Source organism: Microvirga vignae (assembly GCF_001017175.1).
In the GTDB taxonomy this organism is placed as follows: domain Bacteria; phylum Pseudomonadota; class Alphaproteobacteria; order Rhizobiales; family Beijerinckiaceae; genus Microvirga; species Microvirga vignae.
This window is the reverse complement of the sequence record NZ_LCYG01000016.1, coordinates 253932-272498: the sequence shown is the minus strand read 5'-3', so window position 1 is coordinate 272498 and position 18567 is coordinate 253932. Positions and strand designations below refer to the sequence as shown.

Genomic DNA, 18567 nt, shown 5'->3' with positions numbered 1-18567 from the left:
CGCCATCTCCCATCAAGGCGGCGACGATGTCTCCCTCGGCCATTCCGGATCGCAACCAGCCCATCGTGCTGGTCCTCGGCGGTGGCAATGCGCTCGGCTCCTATCTCGCCGGTGCTTGCGAGCATTTGCAGCAGCGGACCATCGAACCCCGCTGGATCGTCGGCGCCTCCATCGGCGCGATCACCGGCGCGATCGTTGCCGGCAACGCGCCGGAGGATCGCATGCCTCGCCTCAGAGAGTTCTGGGAGCAGGCGAAGATTCATTCAGGCTTTGCGCTCCATCGCGGCTCGTCGCTCCGGCATGCCTATAACGAGGCCCACACGGCCCTCACTCTCCTGCTCGGGCGTCCAGGCCTCTTCGGGCATCGGTTCCCGGGCCTGCTCTCGATGCTGCCGTGGATGCCGAGCGACATCGCTCTCTACGATCACAAGCCCTTGCGACAGACCCTGGAGCGCCTGATCGACTTCAAGCGATTGAACAAGGGCGGCATTCGCCTAACAGCCGGTTGCGTCGATCTCGAAAGCGGAGAAGAGGTCTTCTTCGACACGGTTCGTGAAGAGATTGCTCCTGATCACCTGCTGGCCTCGACAGCCATCACGCCGGTCTTCCCGCCCGTCGAGATTGGCGGGCGCCTGCTGTGCGATCCAGGCTTCACCAACAACCTGCCGATCGATGTCGCACTGGCCACGCCGCCACAGGAGGATACGCTCTGCATCGCCGTCGAGCTTTTCAGCCTCAGAGCCTCGCGCCCGGCATCGCTCGATGCCAGCGCAGAGAGAGCGAACGATCTGATTCTGGCGAGCTCTTCACGGCGCACCATCGAATCGTTGAAGCGGGAATATGCGTTGCACGAGCGGATCGAGCCCGATGGCTCATCCGTCACGCTGCTGCATCTCGCCTATCAATCGGGAAGCGACGAGCGCGCGGGCAAGACCTTCGATTACTCACCCGCCTCGCTTCAGGATCGGTGGGCATCAGGCTTGCGGGACATGGAGCACGCCCTCGCACAGCTTGAGAGTTCGCGCCTGGAAAAAAGGCGGCTCAACGTGATCAGGCTCGATCCGAATGACGCCACCGTTTCGGCAGAGATGGGCGCTCGCGCGCGAGCTTAAGGTCCGCCGGCCAGCGATCCCACGATGGCCATCGCGAGTTCGTCCAGGTTCACACGACCCTCAATCGTCATCATCTCAGCCGCCCTGGCATCGACCCGCAGGCCTTGTTGTCCTGTTTCCGCCTGACGGCGAAGCTCGGCGATGATGGCCTCGCGCACCTTGTCTTCGAGATTCATGGATTCACTCCTTCACCAGCACATCCCACTGCCTGCCGAACGTCCGGCCAAGAGCGAGCGTTCCACGATCAGGGAAGAGGCATGCGCTGTTTGAGGGCACGGAACTCTTCCGCATCCATGATGCCGCGCTGGTTATTGCAAGCCTGGCAGGCCAGCACGAGATTGGCGGGGTTGAGCGGTCCACCTTGTGAGCGCGGCACCACATGATCGAGAGTGGCAAGAGCAGGGGAGCGGCCGAGGCCCTTGCCCAAGCGGTGCGCTTCCACTCCGCAATAGACGCAGCGCCCGCCATCGCGCGCGAAAATCGTCTCGAACAGCTTGATGCGTTGTGCTGCTTTCATGGGCTGGGAACCACAGGAACATCGGGTTGTTGCTCTTGGCACAGGACAGGAGCTGAAGCCATGGTAGACACCCGCCGCAGGAATCGAAACCCTTACAATGACGACAATGGCTATGGCGACGTGCCGAAGGGTGCCGTCGGCTTTCGTGGCGAGGGCCGGGAATATCCGGGCGGTTACGGCAGCGACGCCAACGAGTTCTATGGCGGCGTAATCGAGGATGGTCGAGGCGGCCCTCCCGATGATGAGGGCTTCGCGCCGGGCTATGCCCGCTACCGTTCGGGCCTCGGGGCGCTGGGCGACCGTGACCCGAACGATCCGGAGCTGCGCGCGGACCGCGACGTCGGGCGTGATATCTCAGGTCCTCATCGCGGCCGCGGCCCGAAAGGGTACAAGCGTTCGGACGAGCGCATCCATGAAGATGTGTGCGAGCGCCTGACGGAAGATCGCTTCATCGATGCCTCGAACGTCGAGGTGACGGTGAAGGACGGCGAAGTAACGCTCTCCGGCACGGTAGCGAGCCGTGGACTCAAGTATCGCGCCGAGGATCTGGCCGAGCTCGCCTCGGGCGTGCGGCACGTGCAGAACAATCTCCGCATCGAGAGCGGCGTCTAGTCGCTGCACGATCTCCGCTGGCGAGAGCCGGCGGAGATCTCACGACGGCGCAAGAGGAGAGCTGTCGTCGTTGTTCAAAAGCTCCTCAGGATCGCCGTAGATCGCGATGCAGCCTGCTTCGCGCAGCGCCCTCTCGGAGAAAACGCCCAGCGCTGGCGCGCATTCCAAAAGGATCTCGAGTATGGCGAGCATGTCCTCAGCCCACGCATCCGGCCGTCTCAGCGCAAGACCTGAGACAATCGCAGCACCGTCCCGCGCGGCACCAGGCCGTCATGCGCTGGAGCTTGGCAGGAAGCGCGATGGGATGGTCTTCATTCCCGCAAGACTCGATCCGGCCCAACCCGCTCCCCTGATCGTCGGCCTGCATGGAGCTGGCGGCATTGCCTCGCAGATGCTGGACCTGCTCGTCCGCTCCGCGGAAGCACAGGGCATGATTCTTCTCGTACCGGAATCGCGCGGTCCCACCTGGGATCTGATCAGGGGTGGCTATGGGCCGGATATTTCCTTTATCGACGAAGCGCTGAAAAAGGTGTTTCAGATGCACACGGTCGACCCTCGGCGGATCGCAGTCTCGGGCTTTTCTGACGGCGCCTCTTACGCACTCTCCGTTGGCGTCATCAATGGCGAGCTGTTCGGCCACATCCTCGCCTTCTCGCCGGGATTCATGGCCCCTACTCAGACGGAAGATGCACCGAAGATCTTCATCTCCCACGGCGTTCACGACGAAGTCCTGCCCATCGGCCCCTGCAGCCGCCGCATCGTGCCGGCACTCGAGAGAGCAGGCTACGATGTCGAGTACCGCGAGTTCGATGGCGGCCACGTTGTCCCATCGGATATGGTGGACCTCGCCGTCGCCCGCTTTCTCGGCTAGCACCACCCCATGAAGTCACCCCCAGATCTGCATGTACCGCGCGAATGGCATGAGGCTGCGCAGCGGCTCGAGCGCGATAACATCCGAACCGTAGGCGTGATCGGCCGGACTGACAGCGGCAAGAGTATGCTGACCGGCTTCCTCTTCACGTCCGCTATACAGACCGGACGTGACGTGGCTCTCATCGATACCGATCTCGGCCAGAAGATGATCGGCCCTCCCGCCTGCGTCACCATGAGCGATGCTCAAGGCCTGGCGCTCGCTTTCGTTGGATCGACGGATCCCGTTCTCGGCTGGAAACCGCTTCTCGAAGGAACGCAACGGCTTTTTTCACGAACGGATGCGACGATCAAAATCATCAACACCAGTGGACTCCTGTCGGGTCCTGGACGAAGGCTGAAGGCGGCAAAGCTCCAGGTTATCCAGCCCGATCTGCTGATCGTTCTTGGAAATGCCCCGGATCTCGAACCGATCATCGGCGAGCGTCCTGACATTCCTGTTCTTCATCTTCCCTCATCCCCCCACGCCAGGCGAAAGACCGACGGGGAGCGGCGGGCTGGCCGAAGGCAGGCTTTCCATCGGTACTTCGAGGATGCTGCCGTGCTTTCCCTCGATCCCGCTCTGCTCTTGGAGACACCGCCTGCCATTTCCCCTGACCGGCGGCTGCTGGTGGGCTTGCGAAACGGGCTGGGAAACGATCTCGGCTTGGGGCTTCTGGGTGGTGCCGGAGACAATGAGGCCATCGAAGTCCTGACGCCTGTCAGGCAGGCGGCAATTCAGGGTATCGTGCCAGGCATGCTTGCCCTGGATGAGGCCTATTCGGAAACCCGCCTCAAAGCCGAAGGCCGGGGCTGGCCAGGGGCAAGATCCCTGCTTTAGCGCATCGTGCGGAAAGGTGGATCCGGTTTTCCGCATGAACGATGCGCTCCTCCACAAATTGAGCATCGGATGAGCCCCAGAAGTGGATTCCACTTTTGAGTCCGAGGCTCTAGCGTGGCAAAGGTTTCATGACGCTGCCATCAGCGTCCGTCATCTGCGTTTCCGGTGTTTCGTCATGTTCGGCATTCCTGTGTTTGATCTCGTCTGGCTCGTGGTGGCGCTTCTTGCGGCCGGGGCGATCACCGGCTTGCTCGCCGGGGTGTTCGGCGTCGGCGGCGGCGCGGTAGCGGTGCCGATCCTCTACGAGCTGTTCCGGATCCTGGCCGTGCCGGACGAGGTGCGCATGCCGCTGTGCGTCGGCACGTCGCTGGCCATCATCGTGCCCACCTCGCTCCGCTCCTTCACCGCGCACCGCGCCAAGGGCGCGGTCGACATGTCGATCCTGAGGGTCTGGGCCGTGCCGGTCGTGCTCGGCGTCGTCACGGGGAGCCTGATTGCCCGCTATGCCCCTGCGGACCTGTTCAAGGCGGTGTTCGTGCTGGTGGCCGGCGTTTCCGCGATCCGCCTGCTCTTCGGCAAGGACACCTGGCGGCTCGGCCTCGATATGCCGGGAAAGCCGATCATGCGGGCCTATGGCGGGCTCATCGGCGTGCTCTCGGCCCTCATGGGCATCGGCGGCGGGCAGCTGTCGAACCTGTTCATGACCTTCTACAGCCGCCCGATCCATCAGGCGGTGGCCACCTCCTCGGGGCTGGGCATCCTGATTTCGATCCCCGGCGCCATCGGCTACATCTATGCCGGATGGCCGCACATGGCGGATTTCCCGGACGTGATCGCCTTCCAGCCGCCGCTGGCGCTCGGCTATGTGTCGCTGCTCGGCCTGCTGCTGTTCATTCCCACCAGCACCTGGATGGCGCCCATCGGCGCGCATCTCGCGCACCGGCTCTCGAAGCGCCGCCTGGAGGTCGCCTTCGGCCTCTTCCTGCTGCTCGTCTGCGCCCGCTTCGCCGCCAGCCTGCTCGCTTAAGGAACCTCGGGCTGCGGCGTCGGATGAATGACCGGCTTGTCCGGCTCCGGCGGCTGCTCAGGCAGGGAGGATGGGATGCTCGGAGGAACAGGGGACACGGGTGTCTCAGCCGGGGTGGGCATGCCGGGCACCGGCTCCGTGGGAGGCGGCTTGGGATAGAATTCGTCGGGCTGCGGGCGGTTGCTGGCGATCAGGGTCAAGAAGGCCTTCTCCTTATCGTTTCATCCATCAACCGTCCGAAGCGACAAAAGGTTCTGCACGGGGCTGTTGCAGGCGCTGGCGCATCGTGCGGACAAGTGGCCCCGGTTTCTTCGCTGACGCGGACCTTCGGTTCGCACAAAAACCATGCACTGCTTGAAAAAGGGAGCATCGGATGGATCCCAAGAAATGCATTCCACTTCTGGGTCCGATGCTTTAGCCCGGGCAAGTCGGGTCAGGCTCGACCCGTCAGATGCTGCTCAATCTCGAAGACTGGGTGCTTCGTCAGGTCCTTGTTGACCTCAGCGAGAATTTTCTGCTTCACCGCATCCGAGAAATGGCTGCGCAGCTGCGCCAGGGTGCGTGGAGGTGCCGCGACCACGATAGCCTTTATGGCTGCCGCTGCACCGACGACGTTGATTTCATCCGCAACCTCGGTGGCGAACTTTCGCTCGGCCAGATCGTGCCAGTCCGTCTGCGCAATCGTATGGCGCTCGCCGCGAATGCCCGGCTTGCCGGTCTCCATGTCGCGCGTCTGCGGATTCTCCCCGGCCGTAAGCACACGTTCGACCTGATAATTCGGGAAAACATCGTCTCCCTGGTTTTTCAGAAAGAGCGCTTTGCGCCCATCGCTGACGAGAACCATGCCGTCATGGGGAAGCTTGAGATCTTTGTTCACGGCCATACTCCTTGTGACGATGATGATTCTTGCCCCTCGAGCGTTCACCTCGCCTTGACCTAAATCATAGCGGCGGCTTGACCTCTCCGGCGTTTGCCGTCAGGACGGATGCGCCGATCACGCTCACCAGGTGACGAACCATGCGCCTCTCGAAATCTTCCGCCATCGCCACATTGTTTCTCGCAGGCTCGGCGTCGGTTTCGGTGCAGGCGGCGGAGCCAACTTTCACCTTGCTACCGTCTGCTCCCTCGGGCTGGATCGTGACGCTCAAGGCAAACCTGCAGCTGCAGCCGTCCTATCCTGGCGCGGACGATCTGAGCTTCGTCGGTTATCCCTCCCTCAGTTTCCGCCGCGCGGGCACAGTGGAACGTTTCAGCGCCCCTGATGACGGCTTGAGCTTCTCGTTCATCGACGATTCCGCCCTGCGCTTCGGCGTGGTCGGTCGCTTCCAGGGCGGGCGCTACCTGGAGGACGACCGGCGGCTGTTCGGCCTGAACAAGATCAATTGGGCGGTGGAACCTGGCCTCTTCGTGGAATACTGGCCCGTGGAGTTCCTGCGCGCCCGCGCCGAGGTCCGACACGGCATCAACGGGCATGACGGCTTCGTGGCCGACCTCGGTCTCGACCTAGTGCAAGCCTTCGGCGCCTTCACCGTGTCGGCGGGTCCGCGCCTGTCGCTCGGCGACGGCGAATTCACCCGCACCTATTTCGGCGTCACGCCTGTCGAAGCGGCGCTCAACGGACAGGTCGAGGCCTATCGCCCGTCCGGCGGCATCACTTCGGTGGGCGCGACCGCCAGCGCGTCCTACATTTGGTCGGAGCAGTGGTCGACGACGGCGTTCGTGTCCTACAAGCGCCTCGTGGGCGATGCTGCGGACAGCCCGATCGTTCAAGAATTCGGTTCGGAGAACCAGGTCGGTCTTGGTCTGACCGTCTCTTATTCCTTCGGCGTGGGCCGATAAAATCTCCCCACTCAATCGAGAAGCGCCTGGAGATCTCGGTGCCTCAGGCGCTTTTGTTTTCAGGCCGCGAGACTGGCGGTCTGCAGCGTCTCGCCGCGATAGATGCAGCCTTCCGACGAGCCCGTCATGCCGCGCTTGAGCTCCACTTCCTCGAGGTTCGGGAAGCGCTCCTTCACCTTGCGCCAGATATAGATCGTGATGTTCTCCAGCGAGGCGAGGCCGATCTCGTTCTGCTTGAGGTCGAGATTGGTGTGATCGAGCCCTGTGCCGTGGTCGCCCTTCAGTTCCTTGATGTAGTTCTCGACATCGTAGAGATTCACCGGCCAGTTATAGACCTCGTCCACCGGACCGCCGAACGTGAGCTTCGCGATGAAGGTGTGCCCATGCAGCCCCGAATAGGGATGCACGGAATGGGCCGCTTCGAACGTGAACTCGCAATAGGTCTTCATCTTTCCTGCTCCAGTCTATGGTGGAATCTATGGTGGAAATGGTCGCTCGGGATTAGGCTACTTCCGCCTTGCGTTTCGTGGCCGCGAGCGTGTGGGTGAGCTCAGAGGCAGGCTTGGGCTGCCCGAAATAGAAGCCCTGCACCTCGGTGCATCCGGCTGCAGTGATCTGGAGGAACTGGTCCTCCGTCTCGACACCCTCGGCCACGGTGGACATGCCGAGGCTCGCGCCGAGACCCGCGATGGACCGTACGATCGCTAGGCAGTCCGCACGGGAGGACAGCTCGCGCACGAAGGTCTGGTCGATCTTGATCTTGTCGAAGGGGAAGCTGCGCAGATAGCTGAGAGAGGAATAGCCGGTGCCGAAATCGTCCATGGCAATGCGCACGCCCATGCGGCGCAGCTGGTGCAATGTCGCAACCGTCAACTCGTTGTCCTGCAGCAGGACGGATTCGGTGACTTCCAGCTCCAGGCGATCCGGCGCCAGACCGGACCGCGCCAGCGCCCGGCTCACGCTCTGCACGAGGGTCTTGTTGCGGAACTGCACGGGAGAGAGATTGACCGCGACCTTGATGCCCTTGGGCCAGGCAGTCGCCGTCATACAGGCCTGCTCCAGCACCCAATCGCCCAAGGATGAGATCAGACCGATATCCTCGGCGATCGGAATGAAATCGCCAGGCGAGACCATACCGCGCTCGGGATGCCTCCAACGCAGCAATGCCTCATAACCGCCGATCTCGTTGGCACGCACATTGACCTGCGGCTGGAAGAAGAGTTCGAATTCGCGGTTGGCGAGCGCCTTGCGCAGATCGATCTCGAGGGAGCGGCGGGCCTGCAGCTCCGCGTCCATCTCCGGCTCGAAGAAGCGGAAGGTGGCGCGCCCATCGGCCTTGGCACGGTAGAGCGCGAGATCCGCCTGTTTGAGCAGCTGATCGGGAGACAGATTGCCCTCGGACCCGATGGTGATGCCGATGCTGGTGCCGATGACGATTTCCTGACCGTCGAGGTCGTAGGGCATGCTGATGGCATCGACGATGCGTTGGGCGAGCGCTGCGCAATCCTGCTGGTCGTCGATGGCAAGCTGCAGGATGGCAAACTCGTCACCGCCGAGACGGGCGACCACATCCTGCTGCCGGATGCAGCTGCGCAGCCGCTCGGAAACGAGTTTGAGAAGGGAATCGCCCGTTTCATGGCCGAGCGAGTCGTTCACGTCCTTGAAGCGGTCGAGGTCGAGGCAAAGCACGGCCATCTTCAGCCGCTGGCGTTCCGTCTCCTCGAGCGCGTGCTCCATCTGCTGACGGAAGAGCACACGGTTGGCGAGATCAGTGAGCGCGTCGTGATGGGCCATATAGGCGATCTGCGACTCGGCCTGCCTGCGCTCCGTGATGTCGTCGTAAGTCGCCACCCAGCCGCCATCCGACATAGGCTGGTGGGAGATGGCAAAGGTCTGGCCATCGGGCTGCTCATGAATGAAGGCGAATTGCTGCCTTTTGCGCATGAGTTCCTGCTGCTCGGCCAGGATTTCTCGCAGCGGCTCCGCACCATCGCAGCCCTGCGCCTCTGCCTGCGCGACCAGGCAACTCAGCGTCACACCGGGCTGAACCGTCGTGTCGATGGCGAAAAGTTCGGCGAAACGGGCGTTGAAGACGATGATGCGCTCCGACCCATCCACCATGCACAGGCCATGGGACATGTTGTTGAGTGCGGCATCGAAACGCTCGTTCTGAGTCCTGAGTTCGTGCTCCTGCGTCTGCAGCGCTTCGTTGCGCAGTTGAAGCTCCTCATAGGCGCTGCTCAGAGCCTTGTTGGTCTTCTCCAATTTTACGGAGATATTCTCGAAATTGTCGGCATAGAGCCTGAGTTCGGCATGGGCCTTTTCCAGAAGCCGGTTGTGCCATCCAAGCAGCACCAGCAGGAACAGGCCGAACACGATCAGGCCCGCCGCCAGACTCGAGAACATCCAGTGCAGGCGGATCAGCTCGTGCTGGTCCTGCTCGGCACGCTGGCCGCCATAATGGAGCGCGGCCGCGGCCAGACCGGCGAGCTTGACATCGAATTGCTCCAACGCTCTCACAATGTCCAAGGCGGCTTCGGGTCTGTCCAAATTGTCGATGGCGGGCTGGATCTCGGCAAGAGTTTTACCCAGTTCCTCGACAACCTCCTGCCATTCGGGGGCAACGCGGAGAAATTCTCTGAAGTCTCCGGAACGCAGAAGGTCGGACCTGCTGACCATAATGTCAAAACGCAGGGAAACCTCATCCTTGTCTACTGTCGGGTCTTGCGCCGCATAGGCGCTGAGGCGCTGCTCCAGACGCACGAATTCATGCATCGCCGCGCTGGCATGCCAAGGCATGTTGTACCGGGCGACGTGCTTGAGGACTTCCTGACGCTCGACAATGAGGATCGAAATATAGGCAGCAGATACGATGAAGCCGGCAATGACGACGGCAAGCACCAGTTTGAGCGTGCGCAGCGACAACCATTTTCTCCGAGCGCTCGGACCTACGTTATTTCACGGCGATCTTGTAGACCTGCCACACCGAGCGGCCGTAATAGGTCTGGTGTTTCAGCTGGGGGTCGCTGTCGAAGGGATAGACAATGAAGAGAGGTCCCTTGTCGCGGACGGACATGTACTGGCCATTCTGCTTCATCGCGAGAATGACATTGTACTTCATGATGTCAGCGAAGGGGATGTCGCTGCTGTAGTCGTTCAGCGCCGTGACCACGATGTGCTCACCCTTGGCGCCGACATGCTGCATGAGCTTAGCCAAAGGCACACCCTCGAACTTCACCGTCTCGGAATACCAGGGCGTTTCCGTCTCGAAGGAAACTGTACCCAAGGCTTCGAGCATGGCGCGGTCAAATATCGCCGTGTTGCCCTTGTTGGTAGCCGAGATATTTCCCGAGATCGTCAGGATCGGCCTTTCCTTGGGCGTGGGCAGCGTCTCCGCTCTCGCAGCCCCGATCCCGGAGAAACCGATGAGTGCAATGATTGCAGCCCGAACAATGTTTCGCATCTTCATTCAAGCAATCCTGCTCTTCTTAATCACCGGTAGTTACTCTCAAAGCATGGGATAGGTAAAATTTTATTTACACACAGGAATAATTATTTTCCTTATGTTACTTTATATTATTACGTAACTCGCTCTTTTACTGTTGGAGAATTGACTGCTGCTCTTTGCCTCGCAGCGTCAGGCAAGACCGAGCAAGAGTCTACTACAGAAATCGTGCCGTCGGCCGAAAGAGCTACCAGAAGGCCTCGATTTGACGATCGTAATATCGTGTCATATAGAATTGTGAACTCGTCTTGTAGAATACCTGTATTGCTCGTTATTTACACTCACGAGCCTTCGCGTTTCTTGTTCTGTCCCCGCAAACCTAGGACACCAGGAGAATGTACGTGCGCAACGCTCAGTGAGAGAAAAGATGGAAAATACAAATAGGCGAAAAGACATAAACCAACAGACGTACAAGCTTCAAAACGGCGAGTTATCGAGCCGAACTGAGCACGATGCCCTGCTGGATACCCGTCTTTTATCGATTTCAAAAGAGTTGCTTCCTCAATATGGAGGAAACTGGAACCTTCACAACTTAGTCACGATCAAGCAAAAGGCGTTAAGCCGCATCATCTACTATCACGAACTTTATCAAAAGATTCTGGACGTGCCAGGTGTGATCTGCGAGTTCGGGGTTCAATGGGGCGCCACCCTAGCACTCTTGCAGAACTTCCGCGGCATGTACGAACCCAACAATGTATCAAGGACAATATTTGGTTTTGACACTTTCGAGGGGTTCTCAACGATTGACAGCAAAGATGGCGGCTTTGCCGAAATCGGCGATTACAGATCGCTGCCAAACTATGAAAACACACTTGAAGAAATATTGAGCATCCATGAGGGCCTGCACGCGATCAACCACATCAAAAAATTTGAGCTCATAAAAGGCGATGCCTCTCAGACCATTGACGTCTGGCTGGAAAAAAACCCGCATGCGATCGTATCGATGGCCATATTCGATATGGATGTATACAAGCCAACCAAAGATGTTCTCGAAAAGATCATCCCGAGACTTGTAAAAGGCTCCCTTCTTGTTTTCGACGAGCTGAACTGCCCGCAACTCCCTGGCGAGACATTAGCTGTTCAAGAAGTGCTGGGGTTGAACAACATAAGGCTCAAGCGGCATCCGCTTCAAAGCTACTGTGCCTGGGGCGTGTTTGGCGAATAAACATGCGTTCCCCAAATGACCCTGAGCCGCCTCGCATATGCCTGCGAGGCGGCTCAGGGTATGGGTTCAAAGCGGCTTCAAACCTGCTTCGATCTCGGCGCGGCGCGGCTCCAGGAAAGGCGGCAGTGCAAGGCGCTCGCCGAGCTTCTCCATCGGCTCGTCGGTGGCAAAGCCAGGACCGTCGGTCGCGATCTCGAACAGGATGCCGTTGGGCTCACGGAAATAGAGGCTGCGGAAATAGTAGCGATCCACCGGGCCACTCGACGGCGCGCGCAGGGACTGCAGGCGCTCCCAGCATTCCTGATAGGTCTGCTCGTTCGGCGTGCGGAAGGCCACGTGATGCACGCCGCCGGCACCCGGCTGTGCCATGGCTAAGTTCGGTTCCACGGCCACATGCAACTCCGCCGCAGGTCCGCCCTCGCCCATCTCGAACACATGCACGGATGTGCCGCCGATGCGGTATTCGCGAGCCGCGCGCATATCCATCGCGTCCGTCAGCACGCGCGCAGTGCGCTCGAGCTTCGGCACGCTGATGGTGATGGGGCCAAGACCCCGGATCTGATACTCCGCCGGCACGGGGCTGCGCTCCCACGGATGGGCCTCGCCCTTCCCGCCGTCGTCGACAAGGCTCAGGCGCTGGCCCTCGAAATCCTCGAAATCGAGAACGGGCCGCCCGTCGCGCTCGGTGATCGGCTGATGTGCGATGTTGAGGGAGGCGAAGCGGTCCTTCCACCATTGCAGAACCCTCTCCCCATTCACGCGCAGGCCCGTCTGCGAGATGCTGTGTGTGCCACGCCGCTCGCGTGCCACGGGCCAGTCGAAGAAGGTGATGTCCGTGCCGGGCGTGGCCTGCCCGTCCGCGTAGAACAGGTGATAGGCGCTGACGTCGTCCTGGTTCACGGTCTTTTTCACGAGCCGCATGCCGAGCGCCTGCGTGTAGAAGGCGTGATTGCCGGATGCATCGGCAGTTACGGCGGTAAGATGATGAATTCCGGTCAGTTGCATGGGGATGCTCCATGGATGTTGACCGGAAGATAGGCCTGTCACGGCAGAAGAACGACCCGGCGACGCGCCAAGAAGACCTTGCCGAAATGCAAGAACCCCGCCTCCAGACGGCAAGATTCTTGCAGCTTTGAAAAGTCAGAGATCAGGCTGCCATCGCCCGCAGATCGTCCGGCGTCACCTCCGGCGGGATCGGGCAAACATAGGCCCGCCCGCCGGTGCGTTCCTTCAGCTCCGCCTTGGCGCGGGCGATGAGATCCGGGTTGCGCAGGCAATCCGCCGCCGTCGAAGCCATGGCTTTGGCTGCCAGCACCATGCCTTTATGGGCTGCAGGCAGATTGCCCTGCGTGACGAGCTGCCAGGTATGGAACGGCGTGCCGATGGCAAAGCAGGCCGCGTGGCACTGCACCGTGGGCACGATCCAGCTCACATCGCCCGCATCAGTCGATCCCATCATCACCTCTTCGCGTGTGGGCAGGGAGAGCACGCCGTCGTGCAGCACCTTGGTCTTGAGGGAGAGATCATATGGCTTGACGCTCGCCACGATGTCCTCCGGCGTGATCGCGGCTTTCTGCAGCTTTTCCGCGAACGCATAATCCTTGTCATCGAAGCCGGGACCGCCGAGACGCTTCATGTTCTCGTACATGGCTTCCTGCAGCGCCCTGTTGAGAAGCACGTTCGAGGTCGCGTCCGTGATCTGCACCGCCACGGTGGTTTCCGTCATCAGCGCCGCGCCTTCGGCAATCTTCTTCACGCGCTCGAAGAGACGCTGCGCATCGGGAAGGAAAGGCGAGCGCACGAGATAGAGCGATTCCGCATAGGCCTGCACCACGTTTGGCGCATCGCCGCCGGAATTGGTGATGGCGTAGTGAACGCGCGCGTCGGAGGGCATATGCTCGCGCATGTAGTTCACGCCCACATTCATCAGCTCCGCCGCATCGAGCGCGCTGCGGCCGACATGCGGCGCAATCGCCGCGTGAGCCGCACGGCCCGTGAAGCGGAAATAGGCTTGGATGCAGGCGAGCGACGACATGCTCTGCACTTCGTTGACGACAGCCGGGTGCCAGCAGAAGGCGGCGTCGAGATCATCGAAGAGACCGGCACGCGCCATGAACGTCTTGCCCGAGCCGCTCTCCTCCGCGGGGCAGCCGTAATAGCGCACGGTGCCTGCAATGCCCTCAGATTCCAGCGCATCCTTCAACGCCACGGCGGCAAGCGCCGAGCCGGAACCGAGCAGGTTGTGACCGCAGCCGTGCCCCGGCGTGCCCTTCGCCGTCGGCTTGTGCTCGGTCACGCCCGAGGCCTGCGCGAGATCGGGCAGCGCATCGAACTCGCCCAAGATTCCGACGATGGGACCGCCGCTGCCGTATTCCGCCACGAACGCGGTCGCCATGCCGCCCGCATTCTTGGTGATGCGAAAACCCTCGCGCTCCAGCATGGTGATCTGCTCCGCCACCGAGCGATGCTCCTCGAAAGCCAGCTCCGGCATCGCCCAGATGCGGTCGCTCAAGGCGGTGTAATCGGCGGCTTTTGCGTCGACGCCACGGACAATTTCATCGAGGCTCAGGCGGTCGTTTTGCATGTTTATCAGCTCATTGCATTTAATGACGGTTGACGTTCTATCCCTTCAAAGGGTGGCATGAAAAGAGTTGAGAGTTCGCCGTATGCCGCGGAGTGAACCGCAGAACTGCGCTGTGGTGATGAAAAGCCCAGGTATCCGAGAGACCACCCATATCTGCAGCAAATAATGGCGGGAGCCCGATCTAGAGGACTTCATATCGGGCAGAACCAAGCATCGGCTGTCGAGTCGCAGTGGCCCTCAAACGAGGCGGCGACTATTCCGGAAGTGTCTCACCGGAGCCCCCCGCCTCAGCCGGGAAGTCCTTCAGCTTCGGCAGTCCATCCCGCATCGGGAGCACTGTCTCGGCATAGTTGAAGTGTACGCTGGGAGCGAAATGGAGGGTAGGAATCGTCGCCGCGAACACATCCACGAGGCTCAAGGTCGGATGATTGTTCATCAGGTGCCCACCGCATTTGGCACAGTATTGCCGCTGACTGAAGGGCGTCTTCTGGAAGGTCGCGATATGCTCGGCCCCTGCCGTGATCCGCACATCGTCCGGTTTCCAGAGGCTGAAGGCATTCACGGGCCCGCCAGACCACGAGCGGCACGATTGGCAGTGGCAGTAGCCCATGAGCTCTGGCGAGCCGGCGACCTCCAGTTGAACGGCGCCGCAGAAGCATTGTCCCAAGTGAGTCATGACTCCCTCCTTGGTTCGTGCGCCGGCCGTCGCGCAGCAAGCGCGAAGAAAGGCTCAACACCTTATTGAACAGCGAATGGGTGCCGTGACAAGAGACCAAACCGGCCCTTATCCCTTTGAGTTCAGACGAAGAGGACGTCGACCGTCATCACCCCGCCGCAAACAAATCCCGATTGTCCGATGATGACACCGGCTCCTCGAACGCGTTCGGATCGCCAGGCCCCGTCTCCCATCCCAGATCAGGAAGCGCGATGATGCGCAGGCCGCGCGGGTCGTTGCGGGTGACGACGATGTTGCGGGTTTCCATATAGGCGATGAGGCGGCGCGCGCGGCCCGGCGAGCGGCTGCCGCAGGCGCGCGCGATCTCGCCGTCGGGCGGGCAGGCTGAGCCTTCCATCGCCGCGCGGGCGAGGAGCAGATAGACGCCCTGGATGTCCTCTTCGAGATCGCCCGCGAAGGCGACCGCGCGATCCCATTCGGTGCCTTCGGCCGTTGCGGTATCGACACCGGCGCGCGCCACCGCGAGGCGGCGGCGGAAGACATTGAGGTTCAAGGGCTCGCCGGTCACGCGGCGAATGCGGCAGCGCACGAGGAAATCCTGATAGAGCACGGCGACCGAGCGGAAAGCGGCTTCCGGATCGTCCAGGATCTCGCGCAGAATCGAATCGAGGGCTGCCTCGCGTTCGGCCTTCGATTCCTCCGTCACCTCGACGGGTTGCGGTTCGGGCGTTGCCGCCGCGCGGGTGCGGGCGAGCTGGGCCAGAAGATCGTTGGTGGAGGGCGCGGGCGGAGGAGGCGGCGCGCGGCGCGGCATGACCGGGCGGGCGACCACTTCGTCCTCGCCGGCCTTGAAGATGAGATCGCGCGCGTCTTCCTTCGGCTGTTCGGGCAGCGGCATGAGCTTGAAGGTGCCGGAACGGGTGGAGGTTTCCACCTCGCCGATGCGGATCGGCAGCGGGCGGCGCGAGAGGGCGGGACCGAGCGCCACGAAATGCCCGCGCTCGAGATCGCGGAACATCTCGGCCTGGCGGCGCTCCATGCCCAGCAGATCGGCGGCGCGGGCCATGTCGATGTCGAGGAAAGTGCGTCCCATGAGGAAGTTCGAGGCTTCCGCCGCCACGTTCTTGGCGAGCTTGGCGAGGCGCTGGGTTGCGATGATGCCCGCAAGCCCGCGCTTACGGCCACGGCACATGAGATTGGTCATCGCGCCGAGCGAGACCTTTCTGGCCTCGTCCGAGACCTCGCCGGCGGCGGCGGGCGCGAAGAGCTGCGCCTCGTCCACCACCACGAGCATGGGATACCAGAAATCGCGATCCGCATCGAAGAGGCCGCCGAGGAAGGCCGCCGCGCAGCGCATCTGCGCTTCGGCATCGAGGCCTTCCAGGCTCAGCACCACGGAGACCCGATGCTGGCGCACACGGGCGGCGATGCGCTGGATGTCGCCCTCGGATCGGGAGGCATCCACCACCACATGGCCGAACTTGTCGGCAAGCGTGACGAAATCGCCCTCGGGATCGATCACGGCCTGCTGCACCAGGGAGGCGCTCTGCTCGAGAAGGCGGCGCAGGAGGTGAGACTTGCCGGAGCCGGAATTGCCCTGGACGAGCAGACGCGTCGCCAGAAGCTCTTCCAGATCGAGCTGAGCCCTCTGTCCTCCGGGGGTGGAGGAAATCGCTCCCATGTCGATGCCGACCTTCATCAGCCTCCCTCGTCAATCTCCAGTTCCGGCTTGGTCCTAACACGGCAAAGCCCAGGTAAGTGCCCGGGTTTACGGCCTCCTCCACAGCCTTGCAATGCTATCCCCAGGCATGACGCCGCAGGTTTGACGGAAACAGGCCACGTTTCCGGCCATGATCAAGACCAGGCTGGTCTCTTCCTCGGAAGCTCTTCGGAGGAACCATGCCGTCGATTCCTTCTGCTCCGGCCTTTCCGAAAGGGGATTCGGACCTGCGGATCATAAGGGTGCTCGGCCAGCGCCCAGCTCTGGCTGAAGGAGCGGAGATGGGCCCTCCTCCGGCCGCCACGGAACGCGCCGAGACAGTCTTCGAGACAATGGGTCTCATTCTGGTGCTTCTGATCGTTCTCGCCGCCGTCTGGATTCTGATCCGAAAGCGGCTTTGACGCTCGTCAATCGGCAATCGCCGCTTCCGCCGCCTTCACGGCGCTGCCGCGCAGGGGCCGCTCCTCCATGGCGATGAGGAAAGCGAGCGCCAGCCCGAAGCCGGCAATGGCGGCGATGAACACGTCAGAAAAGACATCGGCCAGATCGATGCCGCTCTGCGCCGCCGCGGTGCCTAAGGTCTCGAAGCTCGCAGCTCCCGACAGGCCCGAGCCACTCAGCACGATGGCACCGAAGACGGCGACGATGAGCGCGCCGCCAAGAGAACGGAAGAAATTGGCCGTGCCCGTCGCGGTGCCGAGCTCGTGGGGTGCGACTGCATTCTGGATCGCCACCGTCGAGACCGGCAGCAATGTGCCGAGCCCGATGCTGATGACGGCAAGCAGCACCTCGACGAGCGTGATGGACAGATCGCGCGCGAAGGCTGCCAGAACCCCTGTCGCCACCATCGCAACGAGAAGGCCCGCCACCGGTAGGCGCTTGTAATGCTTCACCTTGGCCATGCTGCGCCCGGAGAACGTCGCCCCGCAGACGGTGCCGGCCATGAGCGGAATGAGCGCGAGTCCCGACAGGGAGGCCGAAAGCCCGCGCACCGCCTCGAAGTAGACCGGCAGGTAGATGGTCAGGCCAATGTAGGTGCCCATGCCGAAACAGGCCGAGAGCACGCCCATGCGCACGACCGGATTGTGCAGCACGCCCGGCGGGATCAGCGGCTCCGGTGCCAGACGCATGCGTATGGCGAACAAGACCCACAGAACCAGCGAACCGGCAACAAGACCGATGACCGGCAGCGACACCCAGGGATAACGCAGGCCGCCCCAGCTCAAGGCCAGCAACAGCGACACCGTCGCGGCGACCATCAGCAATGCGCCGAGCAAATCGAGCTTATGCGGCCTGTCATGGCGCGGCAGCTTCTTGAGCGTATGGAAGGTGATGAACAGGGCGATAAGGCCGAGCGGCAGGTTGATCCAGAAAATCACCGACCAGTGCAGATGCTCTGCAAAGAACCCGCCGAGCACCGGACCGAGAAGGCTCGATGCCATGAAGACGCTGGCGAAATAGACCTGATACTTCCCGCGCTCCTTCGGCGGCACGAGATCGGCCACGATGGTCTGTGCCAGCGCAATCAATCCGCCGCCGCCGAGGCCCTGCAAGCCGCGTGCGAGAATGAGAACGAGCATATTCGGCGCGATGGCGCAGGCGATGGAACCGATGATGAAGATCACGATGCCGATGAGCATGGTGATGCGCCGGCCGTGGCTGTCGCTGAATTTTCCGTAGAGCGGCGTCACGGCTGTCGAGGTCAGGAGATAGACCGTCACCACCCAGGGCAGATGCTCGAGATCGCCGAGTTCCCGGCCGATAGTGGGAAGCGCCGTCGCGATGATGGTCTGGTCCAGCGCCGCCAGCAGCATCGCCAGCATGATGCCGATGATGATCGTGCGGATTTCGGCATGGCTGAGGGCAGGATGCGCATGGCCCCTCGCGGCCTGGTGTGCTGGCTGGTCCATCTGTGTCCTTCGCATTTCGGGAGGTCCCATCTAGAGGACCCGAGCCCGCTTTGCCTTATTCATCGGCGCAGAGCAGATATGCATTCAGTTTCCGGCGCAACGAATCGGCCTCTCGGCAGGAGGATCGCGGCCGCGGGAGAGAACGGTTCA

Annotated in this window: 21 protein-coding genes; 8 read left to right on the top strand and 13 right to left on the bottom strand. The window is 61.8% G+C overall.

The window, feature by feature from the left end; genetic code table 11:
- Positions 1–26 precede the first annotated feature (26 nt).
- The gene (locus tag AA309_RS06165) at positions 27–1112 is read left to right on the top strand and encodes a patatin-like phospholipase family protein (RefSeq protein WP_047188082.1); all 1086 of its coding nucleotides are present in this window, start codon (positions 27–29) and stop codon (positions 1110–1112) included.
- Here the strand turns inward: AA309_RS06165 and AA309_RS06160 are convergent.
- Both AA309_RS06160 and AA309_RS06155 read right to left on the bottom strand, forming a co-directional pair.
- Positions 1109–1288, bottom strand: a complete 180-nt coding sequence (locus AA309_RS06160; protein ID WP_047188081.1) for a hypothetical protein — start codon at positions 1286–1288, stop codon at positions 1109–1111. The two genes, AA309_RS06165 and AA309_RS06160, sit on opposite strands and share 4 nt — an antisense overlap.
- Before the next feature lie 68 nt (positions 1289–1356).
- The gene (locus AA309_RS06155) at positions 1357–1629 is read right to left on the bottom strand and encodes an HNH endonuclease (protein WP_047188080.1); all 273 of its coding nucleotides are present in this window, start codon (positions 1627–1629) and stop codon (positions 1357–1359) included.
- Between the two features lie 60 nt (positions 1630–1689).
- Here AA309_RS06155 and AA309_RS31725 point away from each other — a divergent pair, with 60 nt between their 5' ends.
- Positions 1690–2241 carry a BON domain-containing protein gene (locus AA309_RS31725; protein WP_052954508.1) on the top strand — a complete coding sequence of 184 codons (552 nt, stop codon included), beginning with the start codon at positions 1690–1692 and terminating at the stop codon, positions 2239–2241.
- Between the two features lie 39 nt (positions 2242–2280).
- Here AA309_RS31725 and AA309_RS34075 read toward each other — a convergent pair whose 3' ends face one another.
- The gene (locus AA309_RS34075) at positions 2281–2433 is read right to left on the bottom strand and encodes a hypothetical protein (protein WP_200901951.1); all 153 of its coding nucleotides are present in this window, start codon (positions 2431–2433) and stop codon (positions 2281–2283) included.
- Here AA309_RS34075 and AA309_RS06145 point away from each other — a divergent pair.
- The 3 genes from AA309_RS06145 to AA309_RS06135 all read left to right on the top strand — a co-directional run bounded on the left by AA309_RS06145 (position 2423) and on the right by AA309_RS06135 (position 5018).
- The gene (locus AA309_RS06145) at positions 2423–3112 is read left to right on the top strand and encodes an alpha/beta hydrolase (protein WP_244470274.1); all 690 of its coding nucleotides are present in this window, start codon (positions 2423–2425) and stop codon (positions 3110–3112) included. The two genes, AA309_RS34075 and AA309_RS06145, sit on opposite strands and share 11 nt — an antisense overlap.
- Positions 3113–3121: 9 nt before the next feature.
- Entirely contained in the window at positions 3122–3991 is an 870-nt protein-coding gene (locus AA309_RS06140; RefSeq protein ID WP_047188078.1) for a Clp1/GlmU family protein, read from the top strand.
- Positions 3992–4166: 175 nt separating this feature from the next.
- On the top strand, positions 4167–5018 hold the full coding sequence (locus AA309_RS06135) for a sulfite exporter TauE/SafE family protein (RefSeq protein WP_047188222.1): 852 nt from the start codon (positions 4167–4169) through the stop codon (positions 5016–5018).
- On the opposite strand, the gene AA309_RS06130 is transcribed toward AA309_RS06135, so the two are convergent.
- Complete coding sequence (locus AA309_RS06130) at positions 5015–5218, bottom strand: hypothetical protein (protein ID WP_047188077.1); 204 nt, start codon at positions 5216–5218, stop codon at positions 5015–5017. The genes AA309_RS06135 and AA309_RS06130 overlap by 4 nt on opposite strands.
- Before the next feature lie 233 nt (positions 5219–5451).
- A complete protein-coding gene (locus AA309_RS06125) occupies positions 5452–5895 on the bottom strand; it encodes a host attachment protein (protein ID WP_244470273.1) in 444 nt (147 codons plus the stop codon).
- A gap of 140 nt (positions 5896–6035) precedes the next feature.
- On the opposite strand from AA309_RS06125, the gene AA309_RS06120 reads away from it, so the two are divergent.
- The gene (locus AA309_RS06120; RefSeq protein ID WP_047188075.1) at positions 6036–6857 is read left to right on the top strand and encodes a MipA/OmpV family protein; all 822 of its coding nucleotides are present in this window, start codon (positions 6036–6038) and stop codon (positions 6855–6857) included.
- Between the two features lie 59 nt (positions 6858–6916).
- Here AA309_RS06120 and AA309_RS06115 read toward each other — a convergent pair whose 3' ends face one another.
- Genes AA309_RS06115 through AA309_RS06105 form a run of 3 tightly spaced genes read right to left on the bottom strand, consistent with a single transcriptional unit; the run spans position 6917 to position 10326 of the window.
- Positions 6917–7306, bottom strand: a complete 390-nt coding sequence (locus AA309_RS06115; protein ID WP_047188074.1) for a 6-carboxytetrahydropterin synthase — start codon at positions 7304–7306, stop codon at positions 6917–6919.
- A 52-nt stretch (positions 7307–7358) separates the two neighbouring features.
- Complete coding sequence (locus AA309_RS06110; RefSeq protein WP_047188073.1) at positions 7359–9782, bottom strand: putative bifunctional diguanylate cyclase/phosphodiesterase; 2424 nt, start codon at positions 9780–9782, stop codon at positions 7359–7361.
- 28 nt (positions 9783–9810) lie between these two features.
- On the bottom strand, positions 9811–10326 hold the full coding sequence (locus AA309_RS06105) for a putative pterin-binding protein (protein WP_425286853.1): 516 nt from the start codon (positions 10324–10326) through the stop codon (positions 9811–9813).
- A 403-nt stretch (positions 10327–10729) separates the two neighbouring features.
- Here AA309_RS06105 and AA309_RS06100 point away from each other — a divergent pair, with 403 nt between their 5' ends.
- Positions 10730–11527, top strand: a complete 798-nt coding sequence (locus AA309_RS06100) for a TylF/MycF/NovP-related O-methyltransferase (protein ID WP_052954507.1) — start codon at positions 10730–10732, stop codon at positions 11525–11527.
- A gap of 66 nt (positions 11528–11593) precedes the next feature.
- Here AA309_RS06100 and AA309_RS06095 read toward each other — a convergent pair whose 3' ends face one another.
- The 4 genes from AA309_RS06095 to AA309_RS06080 all read right to left on the bottom strand — a co-directional run bounded on the left by AA309_RS06095 (position 11594) and on the right by AA309_RS06080 (position 16486).
- The gene (locus tag AA309_RS06095; RefSeq protein ID WP_047188072.1) at positions 11594–12532 is read right to left on the bottom strand and encodes a ring-cleaving dioxygenase; all 939 of its coding nucleotides are present in this window, start codon (positions 12530–12532) and stop codon (positions 11594–11596) included.
- A 142-nt stretch (positions 12533–12674) separates the two neighbouring features.
- A complete protein-coding gene (locus AA309_RS06090) occupies positions 12675–14111 on the bottom strand; it encodes a M20 family metallopeptidase (protein ID WP_047188071.1) in 1437 nt (478 codons plus the stop codon).
- A gap of 253 nt (positions 14112–14364) precedes the next feature.
- Complete coding sequence (locus AA309_RS06085) at positions 14365–14787, bottom strand: GFA family protein (protein ID WP_047188070.1); 423 nt, start codon at positions 14785–14787, stop codon at positions 14365–14367.
- A 148-nt stretch (positions 14788–14935) separates the two neighbouring features.
- Complete coding sequence (locus tag AA309_RS06080; RefSeq protein ID WP_047188069.1) at positions 14936–16486, bottom strand: helicase HerA domain-containing protein; 1551 nt, start codon at positions 16484–16486, stop codon at positions 14936–14938.
- Between the two features lie 200 nt (positions 16487–16686).
- Here AA309_RS06080 and AA309_RS06075 point away from each other — a divergent pair, with 200 nt between their 5' ends.
- On the top strand, positions 16687–16908 hold the full coding sequence (locus AA309_RS06075; RefSeq protein WP_047188068.1) for a hypothetical protein: 222 nt from the start codon (positions 16687–16689) through the stop codon (positions 16906–16908).
- Between the two features lie 6 nt (positions 16909–16914).
- Here the strand turns inward: AA309_RS06075 and AA309_RS06070 are convergent, their stop codons facing one another.
- Positions 16915–18417 (bottom strand): MDR family MFS transporter, encoded by a 1503-nt coding sequence (locus tag AA309_RS06070; RefSeq protein WP_047188067.1) that lies wholly within the window; start codon positions 18415–18417, stop codon positions 16915–16917.
- Positions 18418–18567 lie beyond the last annotated feature (150 nt).